General features: G+C 44.8%; 19 protein-coding genes. 3 read left to right on the forward strand and 16 right to left on the reverse strand.

Going from position 1 to position 19,785, the window contains the following annotated elements:
- Positions 1-1,134, reverse strand: a complete 1,134-nt coding sequence (locus DEF30_RS09090; RefSeq protein ID WP_294098456.1) for a GerMN domain-containing protein — start codon at positions 1,132-1,134, stop codon at positions 1-3.
- A gap of 119 nt (positions 1,135-1,253) precedes the next feature.
- Entirely contained in the window at positions 1,254-2,621 is a 1,368-nt protein-coding gene (locus DEF30_RS09095) for a folylpolyglutamate synthase/dihydrofolate synthase family protein (protein ID WP_294098458.1), read from the reverse strand.
- Positions 2,622-2,829: 208 nt separating this feature from the next.
- Between DEF30_RS09095 and DEF30_RS09100 the strand changes: the two genes are divergently transcribed.
- The 3 genes from DEF30_RS09100 to DEF30_RS09110 all read left to right on the forward strand — a co-directional run bounded on the left by DEF30_RS09100 (position 2,830) and on the right by DEF30_RS09110 (position 5,887).
- Positions 2,830-3,498 (forward strand): P-II family nitrogen regulator, encoded by a 669-nt coding sequence (locus DEF30_RS09100; RefSeq protein WP_294098459.1) that lies wholly within the window; start codon positions 2,830-2,832, stop codon positions 3,496-3,498.
- 78 nt (positions 3,499-3,576) lie between these two features.
- The gene (locus DEF30_RS09105; RefSeq protein WP_294098461.1) at positions 3,577-4,044 is read left to right on the forward strand and encodes a hypothetical protein; all 468 of its coding nucleotides are present in this window, start codon (positions 3,577-3,579) and stop codon (positions 4,042-4,044) included.
- Between the two features lie 157 nt (positions 4,045-4,201).
- Positions 4,202-5,887: an alpha-glucosidase gene (locus tag DEF30_RS09110; RefSeq protein ID WP_294098462.1), complete on the forward strand. Its 1,686-nt coding sequence runs from the start codon at positions 4,202-4,204 to the stop codon at positions 5,885-5,887.
- Between the two features lie 138 nt (positions 5,888-6,025).
- Here the strand turns inward: DEF30_RS09110 and DEF30_RS09115 are convergent, their stop codons facing one another.
- From DEF30_RS09115 to DEF30_RS09180, 14 genes are all read right to left on the reverse strand, one after another.
- Positions 6,026-6,379 carry a DUF1622 domain-containing protein gene (locus DEF30_RS09115; RefSeq protein WP_051651453.1) on the reverse strand — a complete coding sequence of 118 codons (354 nt, stop codon included), beginning with the start codon at positions 6,377-6,379 and terminating at the stop codon, positions 6,026-6,028.
- A 165-nt stretch (positions 6,380-6,544) separates the two neighbouring features.
- Positions 6,545-6,895, reverse strand: coding sequence for a hypothetical protein (locus tag DEF30_RS09120; protein ID WP_294098473.1), 351 nt, complete (start codon positions 6,893-6,895; stop codon positions 6,545-6,547).
- Between the two features lie 41 nt (positions 6,896-6,936).
- Positions 6,937-8,313, reverse strand: a complete 1,377-nt coding sequence (locus tag DEF30_RS09125; RefSeq protein ID WP_294098476.1) for a glycoside-pentoside-hexuronide (GPH):cation symporter — start codon at positions 8,311-8,313, stop codon at positions 6,937-6,939.
- Entirely contained in the window at positions 8,313-10,640 is a 2,328-nt protein-coding gene (locus DEF30_RS09130; RefSeq protein WP_294098478.1) for an alpha-galactosidase, read from the reverse strand. The genes DEF30_RS09125 and DEF30_RS09130 overlap by 1 nt, the downstream gene beginning before the upstream one ends.
- Positions 10,641-10,783: 143 nt before the next feature.
- Complete coding sequence (locus DEF30_RS09135) at positions 10,784-11,443, reverse strand: MBL fold metallo-hydrolase (protein WP_294098480.1); 660 nt, start codon at positions 11,441-11,443, stop codon at positions 10,784-10,786.
- Between the two features lie 92 nt (positions 11,444-11,535).
- Positions 11,536-12,108, reverse strand: a complete 573-nt coding sequence (locus DEF30_RS09140; RefSeq protein WP_294098481.1) for a M15 family metallopeptidase — start codon at positions 12,106-12,108, stop codon at positions 11,536-11,538.
- Between the two features lie 121 nt (positions 12,109-12,229).
- Entirely contained in the window at positions 12,230-13,360 is a 1,131-nt protein-coding gene (locus DEF30_RS09145) for a M50 family metallopeptidase (RefSeq protein ID WP_294098484.1), read from the reverse strand.
- Positions 13,361-13,389: 29 nt separating this feature from the next.
- The gene (mgtE, locus tag DEF30_RS09150; RefSeq protein ID WP_294098487.1) at positions 13,390-14,742 is read right to left on the reverse strand and encodes a magnesium transporter; all 1,353 of its coding nucleotides are present in this window, start codon (positions 14,740-14,742) and stop codon (positions 13,390-13,392) included.
- A 96-nt stretch (positions 14,743-14,838) separates the two neighbouring features.
- The gene (locus tag DEF30_RS09155) at positions 14,839-15,474 is read right to left on the reverse strand and encodes an SIMPL domain-containing protein (protein ID WP_294098489.1); all 636 of its coding nucleotides are present in this window, start codon (positions 15,472-15,474) and stop codon (positions 14,839-14,841) included.
- A gap of 4 nt (positions 15,475-15,478) precedes the next feature.
- Positions 15,479-16,372, reverse strand: coding sequence for a DMT family transporter (locus tag DEF30_RS09160; RefSeq protein ID WP_294098492.1), 894 nt, complete (start codon positions 16,370-16,372; stop codon positions 15,479-15,481).
- 62 nt (positions 16,373-16,434) lie between these two features.
- Positions 16,435-17,445: a hypothetical protein gene (locus DEF30_RS09165; RefSeq protein WP_294098494.1), complete on the reverse strand. Its 1,011-nt coding sequence runs from the start codon at positions 17,443-17,445 to the stop codon at positions 16,435-16,437.
- Between the two features lie 254 nt (positions 17,446-17,699).
- Positions 17,700-18,149, reverse strand: a complete 450-nt coding sequence (locus DEF30_RS09170; RefSeq protein ID WP_294098496.1) for a metallophosphoesterase — start codon at positions 18,147-18,149, stop codon at positions 17,700-17,702.
- 18 nt (positions 18,150-18,167) lie between these two features.
- Positions 18,168-18,335 (reverse strand): hypothetical protein, encoded by a 168-nt coding sequence (locus DEF30_RS09175; RefSeq protein ID WP_294098497.1) that lies wholly within the window; start codon positions 18,333-18,335, stop codon positions 18,168-18,170.
- Positions 18,305-19,762: an alpha-amylase gene (locus DEF30_RS09180; RefSeq protein WP_294098618.1), complete on the reverse strand. Its 1,458-nt coding sequence runs from the start codon at positions 19,760-19,762 to the stop codon at positions 18,305-18,307. Before DEF30_RS09180 ends, DEF30_RS09175 begins: the two co-directional genes overlap by 31 nt.
- Positions 19,763-19,785: the final 23 nt, after the last annotated feature.

A 19,785-nucleotide genomic window follows, 5' to 3' on the forward strand; every position in this document is an offset into this window, starting at 1 on the left:
TTAATTCATGTCCACAATGCTGTCATAATTGACTTCCAGCGCTTCAAACTTCTCCAGCACAATATGTCCGGATTCATAGGTCTTGCCATCGATGGTCAGCATCATTTTGCTGACACCATAATAGTCTCCAATGGTATTGGCCAAAGACTGAAGAATCAGCCCTTCATAGCCAGCGCCCGCATTCATTTCCTGCAGGAACTCCTTGGTGAGATCCAGATACACCCTTCCGTCCTGGTTGAGATACAGGTAATTCACCTTAGTGTTCTTTGTAAGCACTGGTACAGCTTCCTTTGGAAGCTCTTTATAGGCATTGATGATGAGGATCTTTGGGATGTCGTTGGTCGTAAAGGAAATCTCTTTTCTGTAAAGGAAAATCCTCTCGTCCTGGGCATTGGGGTAATAGAAATTGACAAATCTTTTACGGACGGAGTTTCCTTCCATCTTGGTTAAGGTTGCACTGACCTCATAATCTTTCCCCGTATCTATGACTTTCACAAGTCCCATTCCTCTGACATAATACTCCACTCTTTTTTCTGATTCCTTGCCCTTTGTGACTCTAGTCACTTCCAGCGCTGTAAAAGTGCCAATCCCAGTTTTCACTTCCACATCCACACCAGTAACCGTTGCAGTCTGGCCTTCACTGTCCCAGCTGGCATCTAAAGTAAGGGGTTCTTTTAATAAAATCTTGTTTTCCTCCGGGTCCTTATCCAGAAAGTTTTCTTTATAATAGGTTTCAGCCTTGCTGATGATTTCAACAAGCATACCGTCTTTCTTTTCCAGGACACTGACGATCTCCGTTCCGCCATTGTTTCTTCTTAACTGAATGCGGCTGTCACTTAGAAAATCCACATATTCATCGTAACCAGCAAACTCATTGCCCATCCCTTCATAAACACGGTAGACATTCTCTTCAAAAGGATACAGTTCGTCCACGGTATAGGTGACTCCATCTCCTTCCTCAGAAGGTGTCTCTACTTCTTCTGCCGGTGACTCCGGTTCCATCTCAGACTCCCCAGGAGACTCTGCTGGCGCTTCCGGTGCCCCGGACTCCGGTGTTTCTATGTTACTTTTATTACACGCTGTTACCATCATGAGGACCACCATAGCAAGCGAAACCCACGTAAGCTTTTTCATTTGAAAAGCACTTCCTTCTCACACAATCTATTTGTTTTGTACTTAAATTCTACCTTTTAAAGCGTTCCACCGGGTTACATGAAGATGACAAGCCGGTGAAAAGAACATGACGAAAAAGGCTAGTCTTCATCCCCAAAATACCGATGCACCTCAGGAATGTAGTAAAGAGAACCCAGAGCGCAGATGATGTCGTCTGGTTCTGCCTCATGAAGTGCACTGTCCACTGCTTCCTCTACAGTAGAGAAGCACTCTTTTTTCACATAGGAAACTTCTTCAAAATCAAACTCTTTTTTTCTTTTTTTCTTTTGAGATGCTTCCTTCGCTGCGCTCTCTTCATGGATTTCCTCTTCCACTTTGCGTATTTCTTCTGAAATCATCTCAGCAGAAAGTGCTCTCTCACTATTCACCGTAATGAGCTTGAAATTTTTGGCAAGAGGAAGCAGTTCACGGATCATCTCCCTGTACATCTTATCTTTTAACACACCGAGGATCATGGTGATTTTCTTCCCCCTGTAGTACTTCATAAGATTGCTCTTCAGCACCTGGACTCCTTGAAGGTTATGAGCTCCATCAATGATCACAGTAGGTTCATTTTGTAAAATTTCAAAACGTCCTGGCCACTTCGCCACAGACAATCCCCTTACAAGGGTCTCATGAGGCACTCTAAAGCCATGTTTCTCCAAAGCATACAGCGCTTCTATGGCAACCACCGCATTCTTTATCTGATGCTCCCCAAGTATAGACAAGCGGTACTCTTCTCCTTCATAGGAAAACTTCTGATAAAGTCCATCAAACTTCAATACCCGGCTGTCTCTGAAGCTGACTTTATGCACCGGAATCTGAAGCTCTTCCGCTTTTTTCAGGATCACCTTTTCTGCTTCTTTTTTTTGGGGGTATAAAACAAGCTCACTGCCAGCCTTGAGAATCCCTGCTTTTTCCCCTGCAATCTCCTCCAGAGTGCTGCCTAGAATGTCCATATGATCATAGTCAATGGGCGTGATCACTGACACCAGCGGTGCGTCAATGACATTGGTGGAGTCCAGTCTGCCTCCAAGACCCACTTCCAGAATCACAAGGTCACAGTTTTCCTCATAAAAGTACACCAGCCCCAATGCTGTGATGATCTCAAACTCTGTAGGACTTTGAAGGCCTGAAAGAACCATCTCATCAATATTGTACTTGATGCGGGTCATGATTTCCGCCATTCGGTCCTCATCCATTTCCTCTTTGCCGATTCGGATCCGATCTGTAAACCTGAGGAAGGATGGAGATGTATACATCCCCACTTTATAGCCTGCCTGAGTCAGTACACTCTGCATGAAGGCGCAAGTGGAGCCTTTTCCATTGGTGCCTGCCACGTGGATGAACTTCAGTTTTTTCTGGGGATTGCCCATCATTTCCAGGAGCTTTGCAATCCTCTCCAATCCAAGAATGCTGCCAAATTTTTGAGTGTTCTCTATATAACTTAGTGCTTCTTCATAATTCATAACACTTCTCACCTCACATATCTTCCTCTCTATTATAGACAGAGAACTCTCCAAGAACAATGAAATCATGCATCTACGGCATCTTTCCGGGTATATTTTGGGCAACTTCACAAAATCGTAACATAAGGGACCGAATTAAAAGAAGAAGTTATTGTATACTAATCCTATAAGCAAAAGAACCCTATGAAAATCCGGAAAGGTGGCCATCATGGAAAAACAGAAGTGGAGTCTCTTTGTCTATATCGTTAACCATAAAAATGGAGCCCGAGTGGCGAAGCTCGCCAGCCGTTACGGAATATCTGATGCTGCCGTATTCATGGGGCATGGCACCATCGACAGCAGCATGCTGCAGTTCATTGGTGTATCGGATATACGTAAGGAACTGGTCCTTTGTGTTTCAAAAGATCAGGAGGGCCAGACTGTGATGGAGAAAATCATAAAAGACCAGAGGCTGGATAAACCTAAAAACGGCATCGCGTTCACCTTGCCCATCAGGACCATCCGAAGCGCATACCGTATAGAGCCTTTACTAGAGGAGGATCGAGACCCTATGATAAATTATGAAGCCATCTTTACCATAGTCGACCAGGGAAAAGGACAGAAGGTCATTGATACTGCGAAAGCGGCAGGTGCCTTCGGAGCTACACTCATCAATGGAAAAGGCTCAGGCATCAAAGAAGAGAAGCTTCCCTTTACCATGACTGTAGAGCCTCTGAAAGAGATCATCCTGATTCTTTCTCAGCACTGTCATACCGATGATATTGTCCTCGCTGTATCGAAAGAGCTGGATCTTGAGAAGCCCGGTCACGGAATTCTTTTTACGGTGGATGTCACCCGTACCGTGGGGCTTTATGAAGGGGAGTGCGAGAAAAAGTAGCACTCATCCATTCTGTTTTTTATCCTGCTAAGCAGTCTCATTCCTATCCACCATCTCTTCAAAAGGGGGGAGATTTTGATGAAAAAACTTACTCAGCTGATGCTCCTTTGTCTTTCACTATTTCTGTTTTCTGCCTGTTCCGGTGAGAACCCGGATGATTTCTATGGCACCTACCGTTTTAAAAAAGCGGTGTATCTGTCTCCACTTTCCTCCAGCATGCTGGAAGTATTTGACAGCACCATGGATGGAGCAGAAGTGACCATTGAGAAGAATCTTTTCAAGATTCTCAGTAAAGAGTTCCTCGTAGAGCTTCCAGATCCTCAGTACATCACTGTGGAAAAAGTTGACGATGAGCTGTTCGAACTCTCAGAAAGCACTTTCCCGCTGGATCAGCTGGAAGGAATCTATGCCGTCCATGAAGCTTCTGGTGAAAAAACAAGCTGGTGGATCTATCATACAGACACCCAGCTCTGGATTGGTGAAACCATTCCTACACCTGTGGGTAACAAAGATCATATCATGACGATTTTCGAGTTTGAAAAATAGCATGATGATCAGTATGTGAAAAAGGACTGCAAAGTCCTTTTTTTTGAAGCAGCCCCTGAAGAGATTCTGAAAAAGATCTAAAATATACAGCTCTGTACAGAAAAAGAGCAATTAAACTGCTATAATACTACTATCAGTAAAGTTTTAGGAGGAAAGTATGGGGAATTTTAAGCACCGCATTGTCTATCAGATATGGCCACGCTCTTTCAAAGACAGCAATGGAGACGGGATTGGAGATCTTCAAGGCATCATCGGAAAGCTTGACTACATAAAAAGCCTTGGTGCAGATACCCTCTGGCTTTCTCCCATTTATGCCACCGGAAACAAAGATTATGGCTATGACATTGATGATTACTATAAAATCAATCCGGAGTTCGGATCCATGGAGGACTTTGATGAACTGCTTCATAAAAGCAAAAACATGGGCATTGATATCGTCATGGACCTTGTGGCAAATCACACTTCCGACCAGCATCCCTGGTTTCAGGAAGCTGTAAAAAGCAAAGACTCCCCTTATCGGAACTATTATATTTTCAAGCAAGGGAAGCGAAACAAAAAAGGAGAGCTTCTGCCACCAAACAACTGGCTCAGTGCCTTCGGTGGCAGCGCCTGGCAGAAAGACCCGAACTCTGATGAGTTCTACCTGACTCTGTTCACCCCGAACCAATGTGATCTTAATTGGGATAATGAGAAAGTCCGGGAAGGAATCTATGAGATCATGAGATTCTGGCTGGATAAAGGAATCCTTGGCTTCCGAATGGATGTCATCAATACCATCGCCAAGAAAGAAGGGCTTCCTCCAGCGGGTAAAGGAAAAAAACTGGACTTTCCCTTTGAACATATTGTCTCCTTGCCTAAATCCCATGAGTACGTGAAAGAGATGCACGAGAAAGTACTCTCTCACTATGAGGATGTGTTCACGGTAGGAGAAGGGATGGTCACAAGCCTAGAGGATCTCAACGCCTATACGAGACCCGAAGAGAAGAAGCTTCAGATGATGTTCCAGTTTGATGTGCATCTCATTGGATGCGGACCCCTGGGCAAGTTTGATTTCAGAAAAGGATACCGCTGGACACCAAAGGAACTGAAGGATCTCATCATCCGCTGGCAGATTGGTGTAGAAAAAGGCGGCGGATGGCTCGGAAACTTTTTAAGCAACCATGATCAGCCTCGGCAGGTCTCACGATTCGGCCATGATGGAGCCTTCAGACGAAAATCAGCCAAATCTCTGGCACTTCTGAACTTCACCTTAAGAGGCACACCGTTCCTCTATCAGGGAGAAGAAATTGGTATGACCAACTGTCATCTGGACGAAGAAGACTGGAGGGATTTTGAAGCCATCAATGACTTCCGAGTGCTGCAGGAGATGATGCATCTGCCAAAGCCTCTGGCAAGAAAGGTGATCCAAAAAATGACAAGAGACCATGCACGTACGCCAATGCAATGGTCTGAAGAAAAAAATGCAGGATTCACCACAGGCACACCGTGGATGAAAGTAAACCCCAACTGCAGCTATATTAATGTGGAAAAAGAGCTGAAAAGAGAAAACTCCATTCTCTCCTTCTATAAAAAACTCATAGAAATCCGAAAGAGTTCAGAAGCGCTAAGCACTGGGAGCTTTGTTCCTGTGGATATAGATAATAAGAAAGTGCTGTCTTACCTGAGACAACAAGGTGAAGAAACCTATCTCATCGTCATCAATCTGTCCGGTTCCCTGGCAGAAGCAAACCTCATGGATGTTTCTGCTTATAATTTCAAACCTGTGCTTTGCACCTATGATACTCTTCCCTTCATGCCTTCAATAAAGCTTCAGCCCTACGAGGGGAGACTTTATAAAGTATAAGACAAAAACCCTGCAGTTCCATGGTGTTGCCTGGAAACTGCAGGGTTTTCTGCCGTCATTCACAGTAGACGTTCTAATGGATCTTTGAGAAAACAATAGGAGCTGAACATCTTGTCAGCTCCCTTGAAAACCTATGTTTTATGCAGCTTTTTTGAAAATGGAAGGTTTCTTGAATCCACCTGAGTGCATCAGCTGAGGAAGGAATCCTACGATAATTCTTAATCCCATGATGATACCCAAAACCATGAGCTCATCTTTTGTATGGATAATAATGGTTTTCAGCACCTCTGCTGATAGTAGAAATTCCAAAGACATACCCAAGCCTTTTGAAAAATCTGTTTTGATCTGGTCGTCTTCTATATGCCGTGACAAAACACCTTTCAGATAAATTCCGAACGCTTTTGTTGCAGTAATCACAATTACAACAACACCCATGAACTCCAAAAGATAGATGACGACAGGTAAATAATGGTCGAAAAATGAAGCTAACATAATACACTCCCCTGTTATATGATACTAGCCTCATGATAATTGAGAGCCCTGCAAAAATCAACTTGTTTGTGAATTAATTATTACTTCTTCAAGCTTTCGTCAGTTTCTCAAAACAAAGGATAATAAACCCGTGTTTTATTCCCAAAGTCATTCTCACTTCTGACTCTATTTATCCGGAAAATACACATCTATGAAAAGTTTAAACTTGGGTCTGAAATGAATAATGGCGGAGCCGGTACTGTTTTTGATCCGAAGTTTGGAAGAATCTTTCTGACTGGAAAGGATCTCCACGGAAAAGTCCCCCGTAAAATCCAGATAGGCCATACGTTCTTCTCCTGTGAAGACTTCAATCTTCAGATCCTGACTAGAGGGCTGAAGCCTAACAGAAAACCGTTCCTCCACTTCATTTATAAAGTCATAGACAGCATCATTATAGAAAAAGGGCACATCCTCATCAAGAAGAATCGGATCGCATTGAAATAGCTGTAAAAAGTCTAACGCATCCTGCTCAATCATCGAGACTCAGTCCTCCTTTCATCTATGGTTATTGCGTCACCTCAGTTGGTTCCTTCCCGCTCCACAAGATCCTCTAAAATCTTTCCGTAAGTTTTTTCATCAATGATGTATTTTTTCTTGTACAGCACAAAGCTGATGACAATGAGAAGAAGCGGAAGGAGCATCATGGCAGACTTCATAATTAGAAGACCTTGAGCGCTCAGCATTTCTCCCTCAGTAAGGCCATTGATCCCTGAAACCACAAGGGTATACCCCACGATCCCCTGAGCCACGGCTGCGCCCATTTTATTGATGAATGGCTGGATGGCAAAGGACACGGATTCATTTCTTTTTCCAAGCTTCCAGTGGCCATACTCGATGGTGTCTGCAAGAAATACCAGCATCAGAAGCTGTATGAACGCCTGGCCCACAAACAGCATGATTCCCGATATTCCAATAAAAATCATATTGGCAGGGGAAAAGAAGAACAGCACATACCCCAGAAGAATGAGAAGAATTGCTCCACCATACAAGGTTTTCCGGTCATATCTTCTGCTGAATCTAGGAAACAGAAGAAGTGCCGTGATCTGGGATACACCAAGGACAAGAGCAAAAATACTGTACATGGTTTCATCTAGATACACATATTTGAAATAGTACACACCAAAACTTGTGGTGGTCATATAGCCAATCATGAAGAGAGCCATGGCAATGGCAGTCACCATCAGCTGATCATTCTGTGTCAGCGCCCGGATCATCCCCTTCAGAGTGGTTTTTTTGAAATCATGGCCGCCCAGAACGGGAGGCTCCTTCACAAAGAATACCGTAATCATCTGAAAAAGAACCATAACGGCCACAAGGAGCACCGCAAAGACAAAGTATCCGCGCTTCAGACTTCCAGCAGCCTCCCCTAGCGCATTGGTCAGTGGAATCACAGAGGCCACCACAAAGAACAGACCGAGGTTTGCAAAAATACGGGCGAGGGCCCCAATCTCCTCTCTCTTCTTCTGGTCATAACTGAGGCTTGGCATCATGGACCAGTAGGAGATGTCATTCATGGTCCAGGCCATGCCCCATAAAAGATAGATAAAAGTGATATAGAACACAAAAGAATTTCCTGAAAAGGACGTGTCCAGAAACAGGAGGACTGTCAGGACTCCTGCAAGGAGCACCCCCAAAAAGATCCAAGGCTTGTACTTTCCATATCTAGAACGGGTATTGTCTACAATCACCCCCATGATGGGATCGTTGAACGCATCGAAAACACGGATAAAAATAATAATGGTGTTGATGGTGAGAAGTTCTCTGTTGGATACCCCCACCACTTCCGTGATGAATACGATGAGGTACATGCTGACCAGAGAATAGACCATATCTCTGCCAAAAGTGCCCATGGCAAAGGCATATTTGTTCTTTCTGAATGATGGTGATGATTCCATTACCTTTCCTCCTTCAATTCGCCCACCATGAGCTGGGAACCAAAGTCCCCAAGCATTCTGGTGTCTTTTTGATAGCCTGTTCCCATGAACTGCTGATGGATCCGGAGCCCTTCTAAAAGAAGGTCTCCCTTTACGGTATACTCCTCCACATTATGAGGGAGACGGTAGAGCTTTCTGGCATTTCTTAAAATCAGACCTCCGGGAGACAGCTTTATCGGCATCACGTGTTTCAGGAGAGAACCGAAGGCTTCAATGTCCATGGATGCTTCTCTGGTTCTCACCACATAGGTGTTTTCATGATGGAGACCTTTGAACGGCATCACATCAAAAGGAGGACTGGGTTCCTGCATTTTTTGGAAAAACCCTTGAACCGTCTTCTTTTTATCCTCAGATACCACCTGAAAATTTATCCGGTTCTCCCGGACGCTGTCAAACCGGTAGAACCTGCCAAACTGCATGAGGCTTCTGTGCTTTTTATACCAGGCAATCTGCTTTTTCACTTCTTCTTTCTCTTTCAGATTGAGATGGGTGAGTTCAAGCTCATAGCCCAGGACTCCAAAGGAGGCCACATGGAATCTCGTCTCCAAAGGGGTTTTTCTTAAGGTCTGCTGATGGGGACTTTCTGAAACATGGGCCCCTATGGTGGATAATGGATAAAAATAGCTCAGTCCTTCTTGAATGGTGAGCCTTGAAATGGGGTCTGTATTATCCGATGCCCACACCTGGGGCATGTAGGAAAGCATTCCAAGATCAAAGCGGTTTCCTCCACTGGAGCAGGATTCAAAAAGCACCTTGGGAAAACGCTCCGTGAGGATTTTCAGCACCCGGTATAGCCCAAGAATATGGCCATGAAATGCCATCCCCTGATGATTCACCGCTTCACTGTAGACATCGCTCATATGGCGGTTCATGTCCCACTTCACATAGGAAATGTCACAGCTTTCAAGAAGACGGGACACTTCTTTGATGATATAGTCCTGAACCTCTTTGCGGTTGAGGTCCAGGACCAGCTGATGCCTTCCTTTGGACGGCGTGCGTCCTGGTACGCGAAGGGCATACTCTGGGTGATTACGATACAGATCACTGTCTTCATTGACCATTTCAGGCTCAAACCAGAGGCCAAAATCAAGCCCCATGGCTTTTATCTTTTCAGCCAAGCCTTTGATGCCGCTGGGCAGTTTTTTCCGGTTTTCCCAGTAGTCGCCAAGCCCTGCTCTGTCACTGTTTCTTTCTCCAAACCATCCATCATCCAGGACAAACAGCTCCACACCCAGTTTCTTCGCTTCCCTGGCCAGGGACAGAATCTTCCGTTCGTTGAAATCAAAAAAGGTGGCTTCCCAGTTGTTCATAAGAACGGGTCTTTCCTTATACTGGAATTCTCTGGAAATGATGTGTCTGTTGATAAAATCATGAAAATGATGGCTCACGCCATTCATCCCCTCCATACTTACTGTCATCACAGCCTCCGGAGTTCTGAAAGTCTCTCCAGATTCCAGCATCCAGCAGAAATTATGGGGACTTACGCCCTGATGGACGCGGACCAGCCCATGGCTTGTCTTCTCCACAACGCTCCTGTGGTTCCCGCTGTATAGAAGATTAAACCCGTACACTTTTCCAAAATCTTCAGTGGCATTCTTTTCCATGAGCAGAAGCCCCGGGTTATGCCGGTTGCTGCTGCCTCCCGTTCTGGATTCCTGAAGGAAACTTCCCACAGGAAGTCTGTGCCTTTCTTTTTGCGCCTCCCGGATCCAGCCCCCGGAAAGGGTCAGCACTTCTGGATGATCCATGAGAAGATCCAGCTGCATGCTCATGAACTTCAAAATCTCCACCGGCTGATCTGTTCTGTTTTCGATGACTGCTCTACGCGTGATCACATCACAGTCTGGAAAAACAGTATAAATCAGCATCATTTTCAGTGGAAATAATGTGTCAGAAAGATGGACGACAAGAGTCTCCGCTTCCTCTCCTTTTGCTGTAGGCATCTCTTCCATGGGGAGTGTACCCGCAAGGATCTCATGGGACTCGTACTGAAAATCACACACATAGGATCCGTCCGGCATCTTTATCTCCAAGGGCATTTCCCGGAAATCGCCTTTTCCATTGAAAGAATACTCGAGCGGAAGAAGATCCAAGGTGTATCCTCCCTCCTCATAAAGAACACTGCTTCCCACTCCGGCATTCTGCTTCATATAAAGCCCTTGAAAATCCTGCCAGGCAAGAAGTCGCCCATAATGGAGATTTTCAAGATGCCCCGTTGGCAGTATCCGAAAATGGTAGCTGGTGCTTTTGGTACTGAGTCTGAAGACTTTCTGACGAACTTCAATCATAGTGGTTTCTCCTCTTCTTGAAATCGATTGTATTGATTCTATTCTATCATGAAAATGATAATCCATATATCTCAATACTATTTTCTTTCTCCAAAGAAAAAGGATCCAGGAAAGCAATGCCTTCTGGACCCTGTTCTTTGAAATCAGGATAGATGTATATCCTGCTGATGTATTTTCTTCTGTTTCAGTACTGCCACCTGCTGCTTGGTATGTTCCCTGTCATATACCATCGTATCTTCCCGGTAAAAGATCACCTGGTCCAAAAGACTGGTGAAGTTCTCTAAAGGCTCAATATCCGGAAGTCCAAACTCCGAGGTGCGGTAGTGCATGGGGATGGCGATATGAGGATTCAGTTCATGGATCATATCCTTTGCTTCTTCTGGAGAAATGGTATAAAAACCGCCCACAGGAAGGAGAACCAGATCCAAGTCTTTTAGAAGGTCTTTCTTCTCAGCTGTCAGGCTTTCTCCAATATCTCCAAAATGGGCAAATCGGAGATTTTCGCCCTCAAAAAGAAGAATGTCTGTCATTCCTCTTTTTCTCCCACCCTCTTTATCATGGGCACAGGTGATTCGGGTGAGCTTAAAAGGAGAAGGGACTGCTTTGTCTTTCATTTTGACAGCGCTTCTAGCATTATGGTCAAAATGCTCATGGGTGACAAAAACATCATCTGCTGTCAGATGCAGTGGGGGAAGTCCTGGAATGCTGTTTTCCCTGTAAGGATCGATGATCATCGTATAATCGCCATAGGTCACAGAGAAACAGGAATGTCCATAATTTGTGATGGTCAGTAATGGCTTCATGTCGTTGCCTCCATTTTCAATATACTTTGTTTTACTCAGTATATCTAAGAGGTTTGGCAAAACTCTAAACAAATAGAGAACTATCTGAGAATCTAAGGTGTTCTTTCATATCCTTCCGGATACTTCACTTTACCAAATCTCGGCATTTCAAAATGAGGCATGTCCCTTTTCCCCTCTTCCCAGTAATATCCAGGTGAGAGCCCGATCTCTCTTCCGATTTCTGCGCATCTTCTGAAGAACTCCAGATCGCTGTACTCTTCTCCCGGCACATTCTTTGCAATATCAAAGGCATTCCGCTTGGTGTGGTTGGAGTTTTTGGTCCAAGTGACCACCTGTCCTGGTCTTGATCTTCCCTGCTCATATAGATACTCCTGTCTTTCCTGGGTGCGGTAGGTTTCTGTGATGAGTACGGATAAACCCTCCTCTTCTGCAATCCTTAAGAAAAGCTCTGCTGCCTCTCTCGTCTTATCATTGAGTTCTTCCAGACTGCTGATTCTCTCCAGTGGATTTCCAGAAGATACATTCTGCTCTGCTCTGCCAATGTTTTGTAAAAACAGAAGCAGGAGCATCAGCACAAAGAGGACCATCATCCCCAAAAATGCTCTTCTTTTTCTGTTCCGGCTGCGGATTTCTCTATTCCTGCGCTCCATTTTTACTGACTGCATCTCTCTCACCACCCTTTATACCAGTATCCCTTGAAAGCTTTTACAGAATCCGCATTTCCTCTGTCTTTATTCTTAAGACTTCCGATGAAAAAATTAAGATGAAAGCAAAAAGCGCCAGGACTTATTGCCCTTGGCGCTCTGTTTCGATTTTCTGGAGAAGCTCTTTAAGCAGCTCCTCCTCATATAGGGCTTGCCCTTTGAAAGGATAGTGCTCTCTCATCGCCAGTCCCTTTTGGGCCAGCGTCTTGGCTTTCTCAGCATCTTTTTCCATGATGAAGGCATAGTAAGCTTTCACACGCAGTCCATTGATGTCCTGATCCTTCATGAGGATCTTCCCTGCTTTTTCATGGTACACCTTTGCCTTTTCCAGATCTCCCTTCAAAAGAGAGCAAAACAGGATCTCATAATAATACGCTGGAAGACTGTATGGGGGGACTTTATGGAGATTTCTCTCCACATCCTGAAGATATTCTTCTGCAGCATCTCTATTTCCCTTGTCCATCTCCTGAAAATAGAGATAGAACGCCTTGGTCAGATCATGCATGTCCCCGATGGTGTCAAAATCCTTCAAAAGACCCAGATCTCTTGGGCGGATACCAGAAGACAGTTTCTTGGTCAGGAGAGAGGATTCATAAAACCTTTCTGCCATGGGACTGTTTCTCAAGATACTGAAAAACATCATCCCGTCTGTAGGCTGATTCATGGAGAAAAATGGAAATCCATTGACGATCCCTAGAAGAATAGAGGCTCCACCAGTAAGAATCGCCGCCATTTTCCAAATACTGCCTGGCTCCATGAAGGCAGAAAGATAAAGAAACAATCCTCCAGTAAGAAGATTCATGACAATCCCGCCCAGAGAGTACACAGCATATTCCTTCATGGTGGCATCTTCATCGGGAATCATTGCACAGAGTCCTCCGTAGCCCACATTCTTGATGATGGAAAACCGAAGTTTTCCATTTTCTTTCTGTATGGAGAATATTCCCGCACGAAACATAAGAAACTGGTATCCCAAAAGCTTCCCAAAGAGAAGATGTCCCAGTTCATGCAGATTGATGGTCAAAAATAAACCAACATAAAAAAGAATAAAAATCGCCACAAAGTCTGACCATGAATAAACATCCAAAAAGCCCATATCCACATCAAGCACTGCCAGAATTACTCCTATGGGAACCCCTATGAGGAAGATCCAAAGATAGGAAAGTCCTTTTTTCTTTTTCTTCTTTTCAATTTTCACTGGATTCTCAGCCAAATAGTCCTACCTCCCTAGTGCCACATAAATCAAGAAATCCCCAGGAAAACTCCTGCAAGGAAGAAATAAAAAATCAAAGACAGCGCATCCACGATGGTTGTGATAAGCGGCGCCGCCATGATGGCCGGATCCGCTTTCAACAGCTTCGCAAAGAGGGGAAGAATTCCACCCACCATTTTTGCGATGACCACGGTGCCGAAAATGGCAAAGGAAACCACGAACATGATTCTCTCCTGCCCTGGATAGGTGATGATGAGACGGATGAAATTGATCACCGCCAGAAAGAGACCTGCGATGAGACTGACCCGGAACTCTTTCCAGAGCACCACAAATCCGTCTTTTAAGGAAATCTCATTGAGCACCATACCACGGATGACCAGTGTGCTGGCCTGAGAGCCTGCATTACCGCCTGTGTTCATGAGCATGGGAATAAAGCTTACAAGAACTGGAATCTGCGTAAAGGCCTCCTCATATCTGCTTAATATGCCTCCGGAGATCATGCCAGAGAACATGAGCACGGTGAGCCAGACGATTCTGTTTCTTGCCAGTTCCCAGGAAGGGGTTTTCAGATAGGGTTTTCCCGATGGAATGGTAGCTGCCATGAGCTCAAAGTCTTCTGTGGCCTCCTCTTCCATAACGTCAATGATGTCATCCACGGTGATGATACCCACAAGACGCTCCTCTGAATCCACAACAGGTAAGGATAAATAGTCGTATCTCTGGAACAGATAGGCTACTTCTTCCTTGTCATCTGATGTATGTACTTTTACCACATCCGTCTCCATGAGATCTTCCACCAGCACATCGTCTTTGGAAAGCAATAGGGTTCTTAAGGAGACCACGCCATCCAGTACTCTGTTTTTATCAATGACATAGCAGTTGTAGAGCGTTTCGCTGTCCGCACCATTCTTCCGAAGGTACATGATCGCTTCCTTCACCGTCATTTTAGGCCTGAGATTTGTATACTCAGCCGTCATGATGGTTCCTGCAGAGTCTTTTGGATACTTCAGGAAGGCATTGATGACCCCACGGGTCCCTTCATCTGTATTTCTCAGCACTCTTTTCACAATGCCGGCAGGAAGCTCTTCCAACATATCCACCAGATCATCTACGAACATCTCTTCCAGAACACTTTCCAGTTCCTTATCCGTAAACTCATGGATCAGCCGTTCCTGCACATCCAGCTCCAGATTGGAGAACACCTCCGCGGCGAGATCTTTGGGCAGCAGCCGGAACACAATAGCAGCTTTATCTTTGGGCAGGATTCCAATGAATTCTGCAATATCCACTTCATTCTCTTCTATCATCGCTTCCCGAAGAGCTTTATAGCTGTTCTCCGTAAGAAGCTTCTGAAGATAGAGGACAGTCTCTTCGTTTTTCATAGGACTCCTCCTTTCTCTTTCGTCAAAAATATTAAAGATAGCACTTATCTATTATAACGTAGGATGGGCAGAAGGACTAGAAAAGCCTGAAAAAAATCAGAGAATTTCCACGGTCAGAAGCACCTTCATCTTAGCTTCCGTATCTTCTGGCGTCATGGAAAGATCCATGGCTTTTAGAAGTCTTGGACTGCCTTCCACCTGAGAATAACTTCCGTAGGATTCGGACACTTCCTCCACAGAGATTACATGGCCTATACTGAGTCCTAAGGTTTCTGCGATGGTCGCTGCTTTTTCCTTGGCATTCAACACCGCTTCCTTCATGGCCTCCTCCAGCACTTCTTTCTCCTCTTCCAGACTGAAGGTCAGTCCCACTTGTGGTGTTTCTCCAGACTCGGAGAGAAAGCTGAAAATTTCAGACAATTTGGGAAAGGATAATGGAAGCCGAAGGTTCAGGACTGTGGATATCTCAAAGCCTTGAAACACCTCACGGTACACTTTTCCATCGTATTCCTGGTCATATCTTGGATGCACTGAAAAGTGAGCTGTTTTGATCTTCTCTGTGGGCACTCCTGCTTTTTCCATAGCTTCCAAAAATCTGCTGTAGCTTGTTTCAAAAAGCTTGAGCACTTCTTCATACTTCTCCTTCTGGAAATGGTAGGTGAAGGCCAGGTCCATTCGGTCCGGTTTCCTTTGGACAGCCGCATTTCCTTCTACTTTTATGGTTTTGTTCATCTCTTCACACCTCTATCTCTTTTTTGGATGGTTTATTTCTTCCGTAGATCTCATAAATCAAGGAGGATCCCAGAATAAGACTTCCTCCGACCAGCATCGTCCAACTCAAGGGTTCCTTCAGAAACATCACAGAAAACAAAATGGCAAAAAGCGGGTCCAGATAGCTGGCCAGAGCCACTTCCTGGGCTTCCAGACGGCTGATGCTGGAAAAATAGAGCGCATAAGCGATGCCTGTATGGAGAAATCCGATGAGAAGAATCTCCGGAAGACTGGCCATGGGAATCCTCATCTCTTGGAAAGCTCCAGTGAAACCCATGTAGAGGCTGAGAACCGCCAGAGATATGAAGAGATTCAAAAAGGTTCTATGAAGTCCATCCACTTTATGGATGGATCTTCCTAAAAGCATCACAAGCGCATAGAAAAGCGCCGCTGAAAGCCCAAAAAAGACACCACTCCGGTCTGCATTTCCAAGAGTGAACACACTGCCCTGCAGTACATAAAGACCAAGAAACGCCAGTCCGATGGTCACAATCCGAATTCTTGTAAATCTCACCCGATAAAAAACAGAGCTCAGAAGAAGAAACAGCACTGGTGCCATATAGTAGGCCAGGGTAGCGCTGGTGATGGTGGTTTTTTGGAAAGCTTCAAAAAGAAAAATCCAGTTTATGCCCAGAAACGCCCCTGAAAAGAGGAGCTTCCCTCCTTCTTCTCTCAGAAATTTCTTAGGAAAGGGTTTTCTTGTCAGTAAAAGAAGAGCCCCTAAAAACACGCTGCCAAGAAGGCTTCTGAGAAATGCGATCTCCAGAGAAGCCATGGGAATCCTCCGGACAAAAAGACCAATACTGCCAAAAAGCACCATGGAAAAATAATACTGCATCCGCGCACTAAAAGTTTTCAAAACCATCCACCTCCGCTCACTCTTTTGGGATTAGAACCTCTCATTCTTTTTTAAGTGGACCCTTAGACATTTCTCGTGCTGAGGACCTTCTCTTCCATGGCATAGAGCTTCTTCAGCTCCTCCGGGGTCAGATTGGATAAGGTTTCTTTTCTGTAGGCCATGGACAGTCCTTCTCTTGTGGCTTTTTTATCTTTGGTCATATCCCGCCAGGATACTTTCTTTTTCCCCATATACAGATCGTAATCCACAATCCTTGTACCGTCATCCACATATTCCATGCTCATGAGAATCTTTTTGATATATTTCGGCTCATAGAACGTGAAGAAACGCACACTATACACATCTACGGCCAGAAGCATTTTCGGATAGTCTTTGGACCAGGTGCTTCCAAGAACAATTCCCATCTCAAACTCCGTGAGCACATTCATGAGGCGCTCATAATGCAGCTGAAAGTGCGCATACATGTCATAGATCCGGATGTCCATCTCATACCAGACTTTATTGCCAAGTCCAATGTTCAGATACTTCAGTGCATTGCTTCTCAGCTCTTTGAAGATGGTGAAGTAGTTCTCATTGACATGAAGACATTTCTCCATATAGATGTCTCCCAGAGTGACCTGACGGTTCAGCGACTTGTCTGTGAGAGCCACAATAACCCCACTTTCCAGGTTGCTGTTGATGAACTCCATAATGCTGCCTTCTTTGCCGCCGTAGTCTTCCTTCAGTTCCTCAAAGACCTTTTCCATGTCTCCCATGGTCCGCATGATGATGGTCCTGGAGACGATGCGGCTGTGATACACAAGTGAGCTCATTTTATCATTGAGAAACTCCGACAGGATCACCGATGGGCTTTCTTTGAGAATCAGGGCATTCTTCTCCTCACTCTTCCGGTATACATCTGTTTGTGCTGGGGTCAAAAGCACAATGGTTTCCCCTTCCGTTCCACTGCTGAACGCATCCATAAGACTCAGAGGCTCCTGAGGTTCTTTTGATAAAAAATAATCCTGTAGTTTCTTCTCTTCCTCTGTCTCCAGAAGAAGAATGCCTGGCCCGGTTCTTAACAGCTCCACCATATGCCAACTGCTCCTTTTCTCTTTATTTTAAAGCCTGTACACAGTCTATTTCATATGCTTTCCCAAGATTATAGCAAAAGTGCCTGCCTCTATAATCCCCGTTTTCTTCTGCGGTATCTGTAATCGTTGGTTCCCCAAGGATATCTAAGAATATGCACCTTCCCTGTATCTTTTTCTATGACATGAATACCCTCCACGCCATTAAGATACCATCGGGTCCTTCGCTTTTCTGTCTTGTCCTCCAGATTGTGTCCTTAGAGATTAAAGTCCTTAGGATCTGCCTCCACATCCTCATAATAGTGGGACAGGTGATAAGTGTACTCTCCAAAATCCAGCACCGCATCCATTTCATGCAAGGTGCTTTTCTTCACAAGAGGCTGAAGTGCTCTGTATTTGTCATGGTTTCCCATGGTGATGTGAATTTCTTCTGCGGAGGAAAATTCCATGATCCGTATGAGTTTCACCACATCATGCAGAAACTCCCCCATGAGATTCTCGTTGTTCTCCAGTTTGATATGGTCGCAAAGATCTCCCGTATGAAGGATCACCTGGGGCTTCAATTTCCGTAAGAGGCCTCTTAGGGCTGGATATATGGCGGAAGGGGTATCTGAAATATGAAGAATCAGGTTCTTCTTCCCCAGGAGCTCATCTGGAATGTAGATGCGTCCGAAAACGCTGTAGACTTCCTGCTTGAATTTTTTCATGATACACTCCTTTTTATATTATTCCTCTTTCATCATAGCATAGGAGAAAGCACTTACAAGAAAAAAAAGAACGCCCTTCCTTATGAACATTTCTTGATTCTGTAACCATGCCCCAAAAAATGAAAAGACAGCTTCTGCTGCCTCTTCTTCGCTATTTAAACCAGTTCCAGGCCATCTCTCAGCCACACACTGATGGAAGCTTTTTCTGCCGGAAAGTCTCCGTAACCTTCCCCATCAATTTCCACCTTGTCTTCACAGTTTCCCGTATAGTCCGCAAAGATCACGCCCTTAAACTCTTCTCCCATATGCATGCGGATGGTCTTTTTCTCAAAAAGGGAAATCACCACTGCCATCTTCTCCGGATGTTCTTCGTCTCCATGTCTGACCCAGCCAATGAGATCCCTGTCGGTAAAATAGTTTTCTTCATCCCCATAGACAAAGGATTTTCTCAGTATGCAGAGCTTGTCTATTTTTTCTTTCATCGGTTCGATCATATACGGACCGCCAATGCCATAGTAGTCTCCGTAAAATACAGTCGGATAACCATCCCGTCTTAATAAAATGAGACCATAGGCCATTTCCTTGAACCAGGGCTCCACATAAGACTCCAGCGCCTGGCCAGGTTCTGAATCATGATTGTCCACAAAGGTGACACTCATGGGCGGGTTCACCTTGGTCACAGTGCCGTCGAAGACTTTGCGAAGATCAAAGTCTTCCGGATTTTTGGATATGGAGAACAGATTGAAGTGGAGGGCCACATCAAAAAGGTCCATCTGAAATCGGGTGTTCTTCATGAATTTTTCTTTGTTCTCAATACTGTAATCCCAGTATTCTCCCAAAAGATAGAAGTCTTTTCCTTTTCTCTCATGGATTTTTTCAGCGAACATCTCCAGAAATTCATCGTCGATGTGCTTTACGGCGTCAAAACGGATTCCGTCAATGTTCAGTTCGTCGATGAACCAGTAGATCCAGTTCAGAAGTTCCTCCTTCACCTCAGGATGGGCATGATCGATGTCTGCAAACATCAGGTAGTCATAATTTCCATTGTCGTGGGATACACCCCAGTTCCACCCTTTGTTCTCTCCTAAAATCCTGAAGATGCCTTTTTCTCCCGTGAGGGTGTCCAGGTCCACTCCACTGAAATGATGGTGGTGCCAGGTGAAATCAGAATACTTTCCTTTTCTTCCAGGAAAGTCAAACCCTGTCCATGCCTTGATGGTCCTGGGCTCCTCGATGTCCTTCATGCGGTCGTTCTGATCCACTTTTACTGCTTCAAATTCCTCTTCGAAATCTGCCGCGGCTTTATGATTCAGCACCACGTCCGCATAGACCTGCATGCCCTCTGCATGAATGGCTTCGATGAGATCCAACAGTTCTTCTTTGGTCCCATATTTGGTTCGAATAGACCCCTTCTGGTCAAACTCACCCAAATCATAGAGATCATAAATCCCATAGCCCGTATCTTCGGGGCTTGTGGCTTTGCATACTGGCGGAAGCCAGATGGCTGTCACTCCAATTCTCTTCAGGTCCACCAATTTCTTTTTTAGATCCTTGTAATAATTTTCCTCTGCAGGCAGATACCATTCAAACCCTTGAAAAAGAAGTCCGTTCACCAAAATTAAACACCTCTATTCAT

Origin of the sequence: Proteiniclasticum sp., assembly GCF_003514505.1 — a bacterium.
In the GTDB taxonomy this organism is placed as follows: Bacteria; Bacillota; Clostridia; order Clostridiales; family Clostridiaceae; genus Proteiniclasticum.

Bases quoted from the DNA above. Each gene is read 5' to 3' on its own strand.
- DEF30_RS09110 (WP_294098462.1), top strand. From the start codon at position 4,202: ATGGGGAATTTTAAGCACCGCATTGTCTATCAGATATGGCCACGCTCT.
- DEF30_RS09130 (WP_294098478.1), bottom strand. From the start codon at position 10,640: ATGATTGAAGTTCGTCAGAAAGTCTTCAGACTCAGTACCAAAAGCACC.
- mgtE (WP_294098487.1), bottom strand. From the start codon at position 14,742: ATGAAAAACGAAGAGACTGTCCTCTATCTTCAGAAGCTTCTTACGGAG.
- DEF30_RS09165 (WP_294098494.1), bottom strand. From the start codon at position 17,445: ATGGTGGAGCTGTTAAGAACCGGGCCAGGCATTCTTCTTCTGGAGACA.
- DEF30_RS09170 (WP_294098496.1), bottom strand. From the start codon at position 18,149: ATGAAAAAATTCAAGCAGGAAGTCTACAGCGTTTTCGGACGCATCTAC.
- DEF30_RS09090 (WP_294098456.1), bottom strand. From the start codon at position 1,134: ATGAAAAAGCTTACGTGGGTTTCGCTTGCTATGGTGGTCCTCATGATG.
- DEF30_RS09135 (WP_294098480.1), bottom strand. From the start codon at position 11,443: ATGAAGCCATTACTGACCATCACAAATTATGGACATTCCTGTTTCTCT.
- DEF30_RS09100 (WP_294098459.1), top strand. From the start codon at position 2,830: ATGGAAAAACAGAAGTGGAGTCTCTTTGTCTATATCGTTAACCATAAA.
- DEF30_RS09105 (WP_294098461.1), top strand. From the start codon at position 3,577: ATGAAAAAACTTACTCAGCTGATGCTCCTTTGTCTTTCACTATTTCTG.
- DEF30_RS09095 (WP_294098458.1), bottom strand. From the start codon at position 2,621: ATGAATTATGAAGAAGCACTAAGTTATATAGAGAACACTCAAAAATTT.
- DEF30_RS09120 (WP_294098473.1), bottom strand. From the start codon at position 6,895: ATGATTGAGCAGGATGCGTTAGACTTTTTACAGCTATTTCAATGCGAT.
- DEF30_RS09155 (WP_294098489.1), bottom strand. From the start codon at position 15,474: ATGAACAAAACCATAAAAGTAGAAGGAAATGCGGCTGTCCAAAGGAAA.
- DEF30_RS09140 (WP_294098481.1), bottom strand. From the start codon at position 12,108: ATGCAGTCAGTAAAAATGGAGCGCAGGAATAGAGAAATCCGCAGCCGG.
- DEF30_RS09115 (WP_051651453.1), bottom strand. From the start codon at position 6,379: ATGTTAGCTTCATTTTTCGACCATTATTTACCTGTCGTCATCTATCTT.
- DEF30_RS09125 (WP_294098476.1), bottom strand. From the start codon at position 8,313: ATGGAATCATCACCATCATTCAGAAAGAACAAATATGCCTTTGCCATG.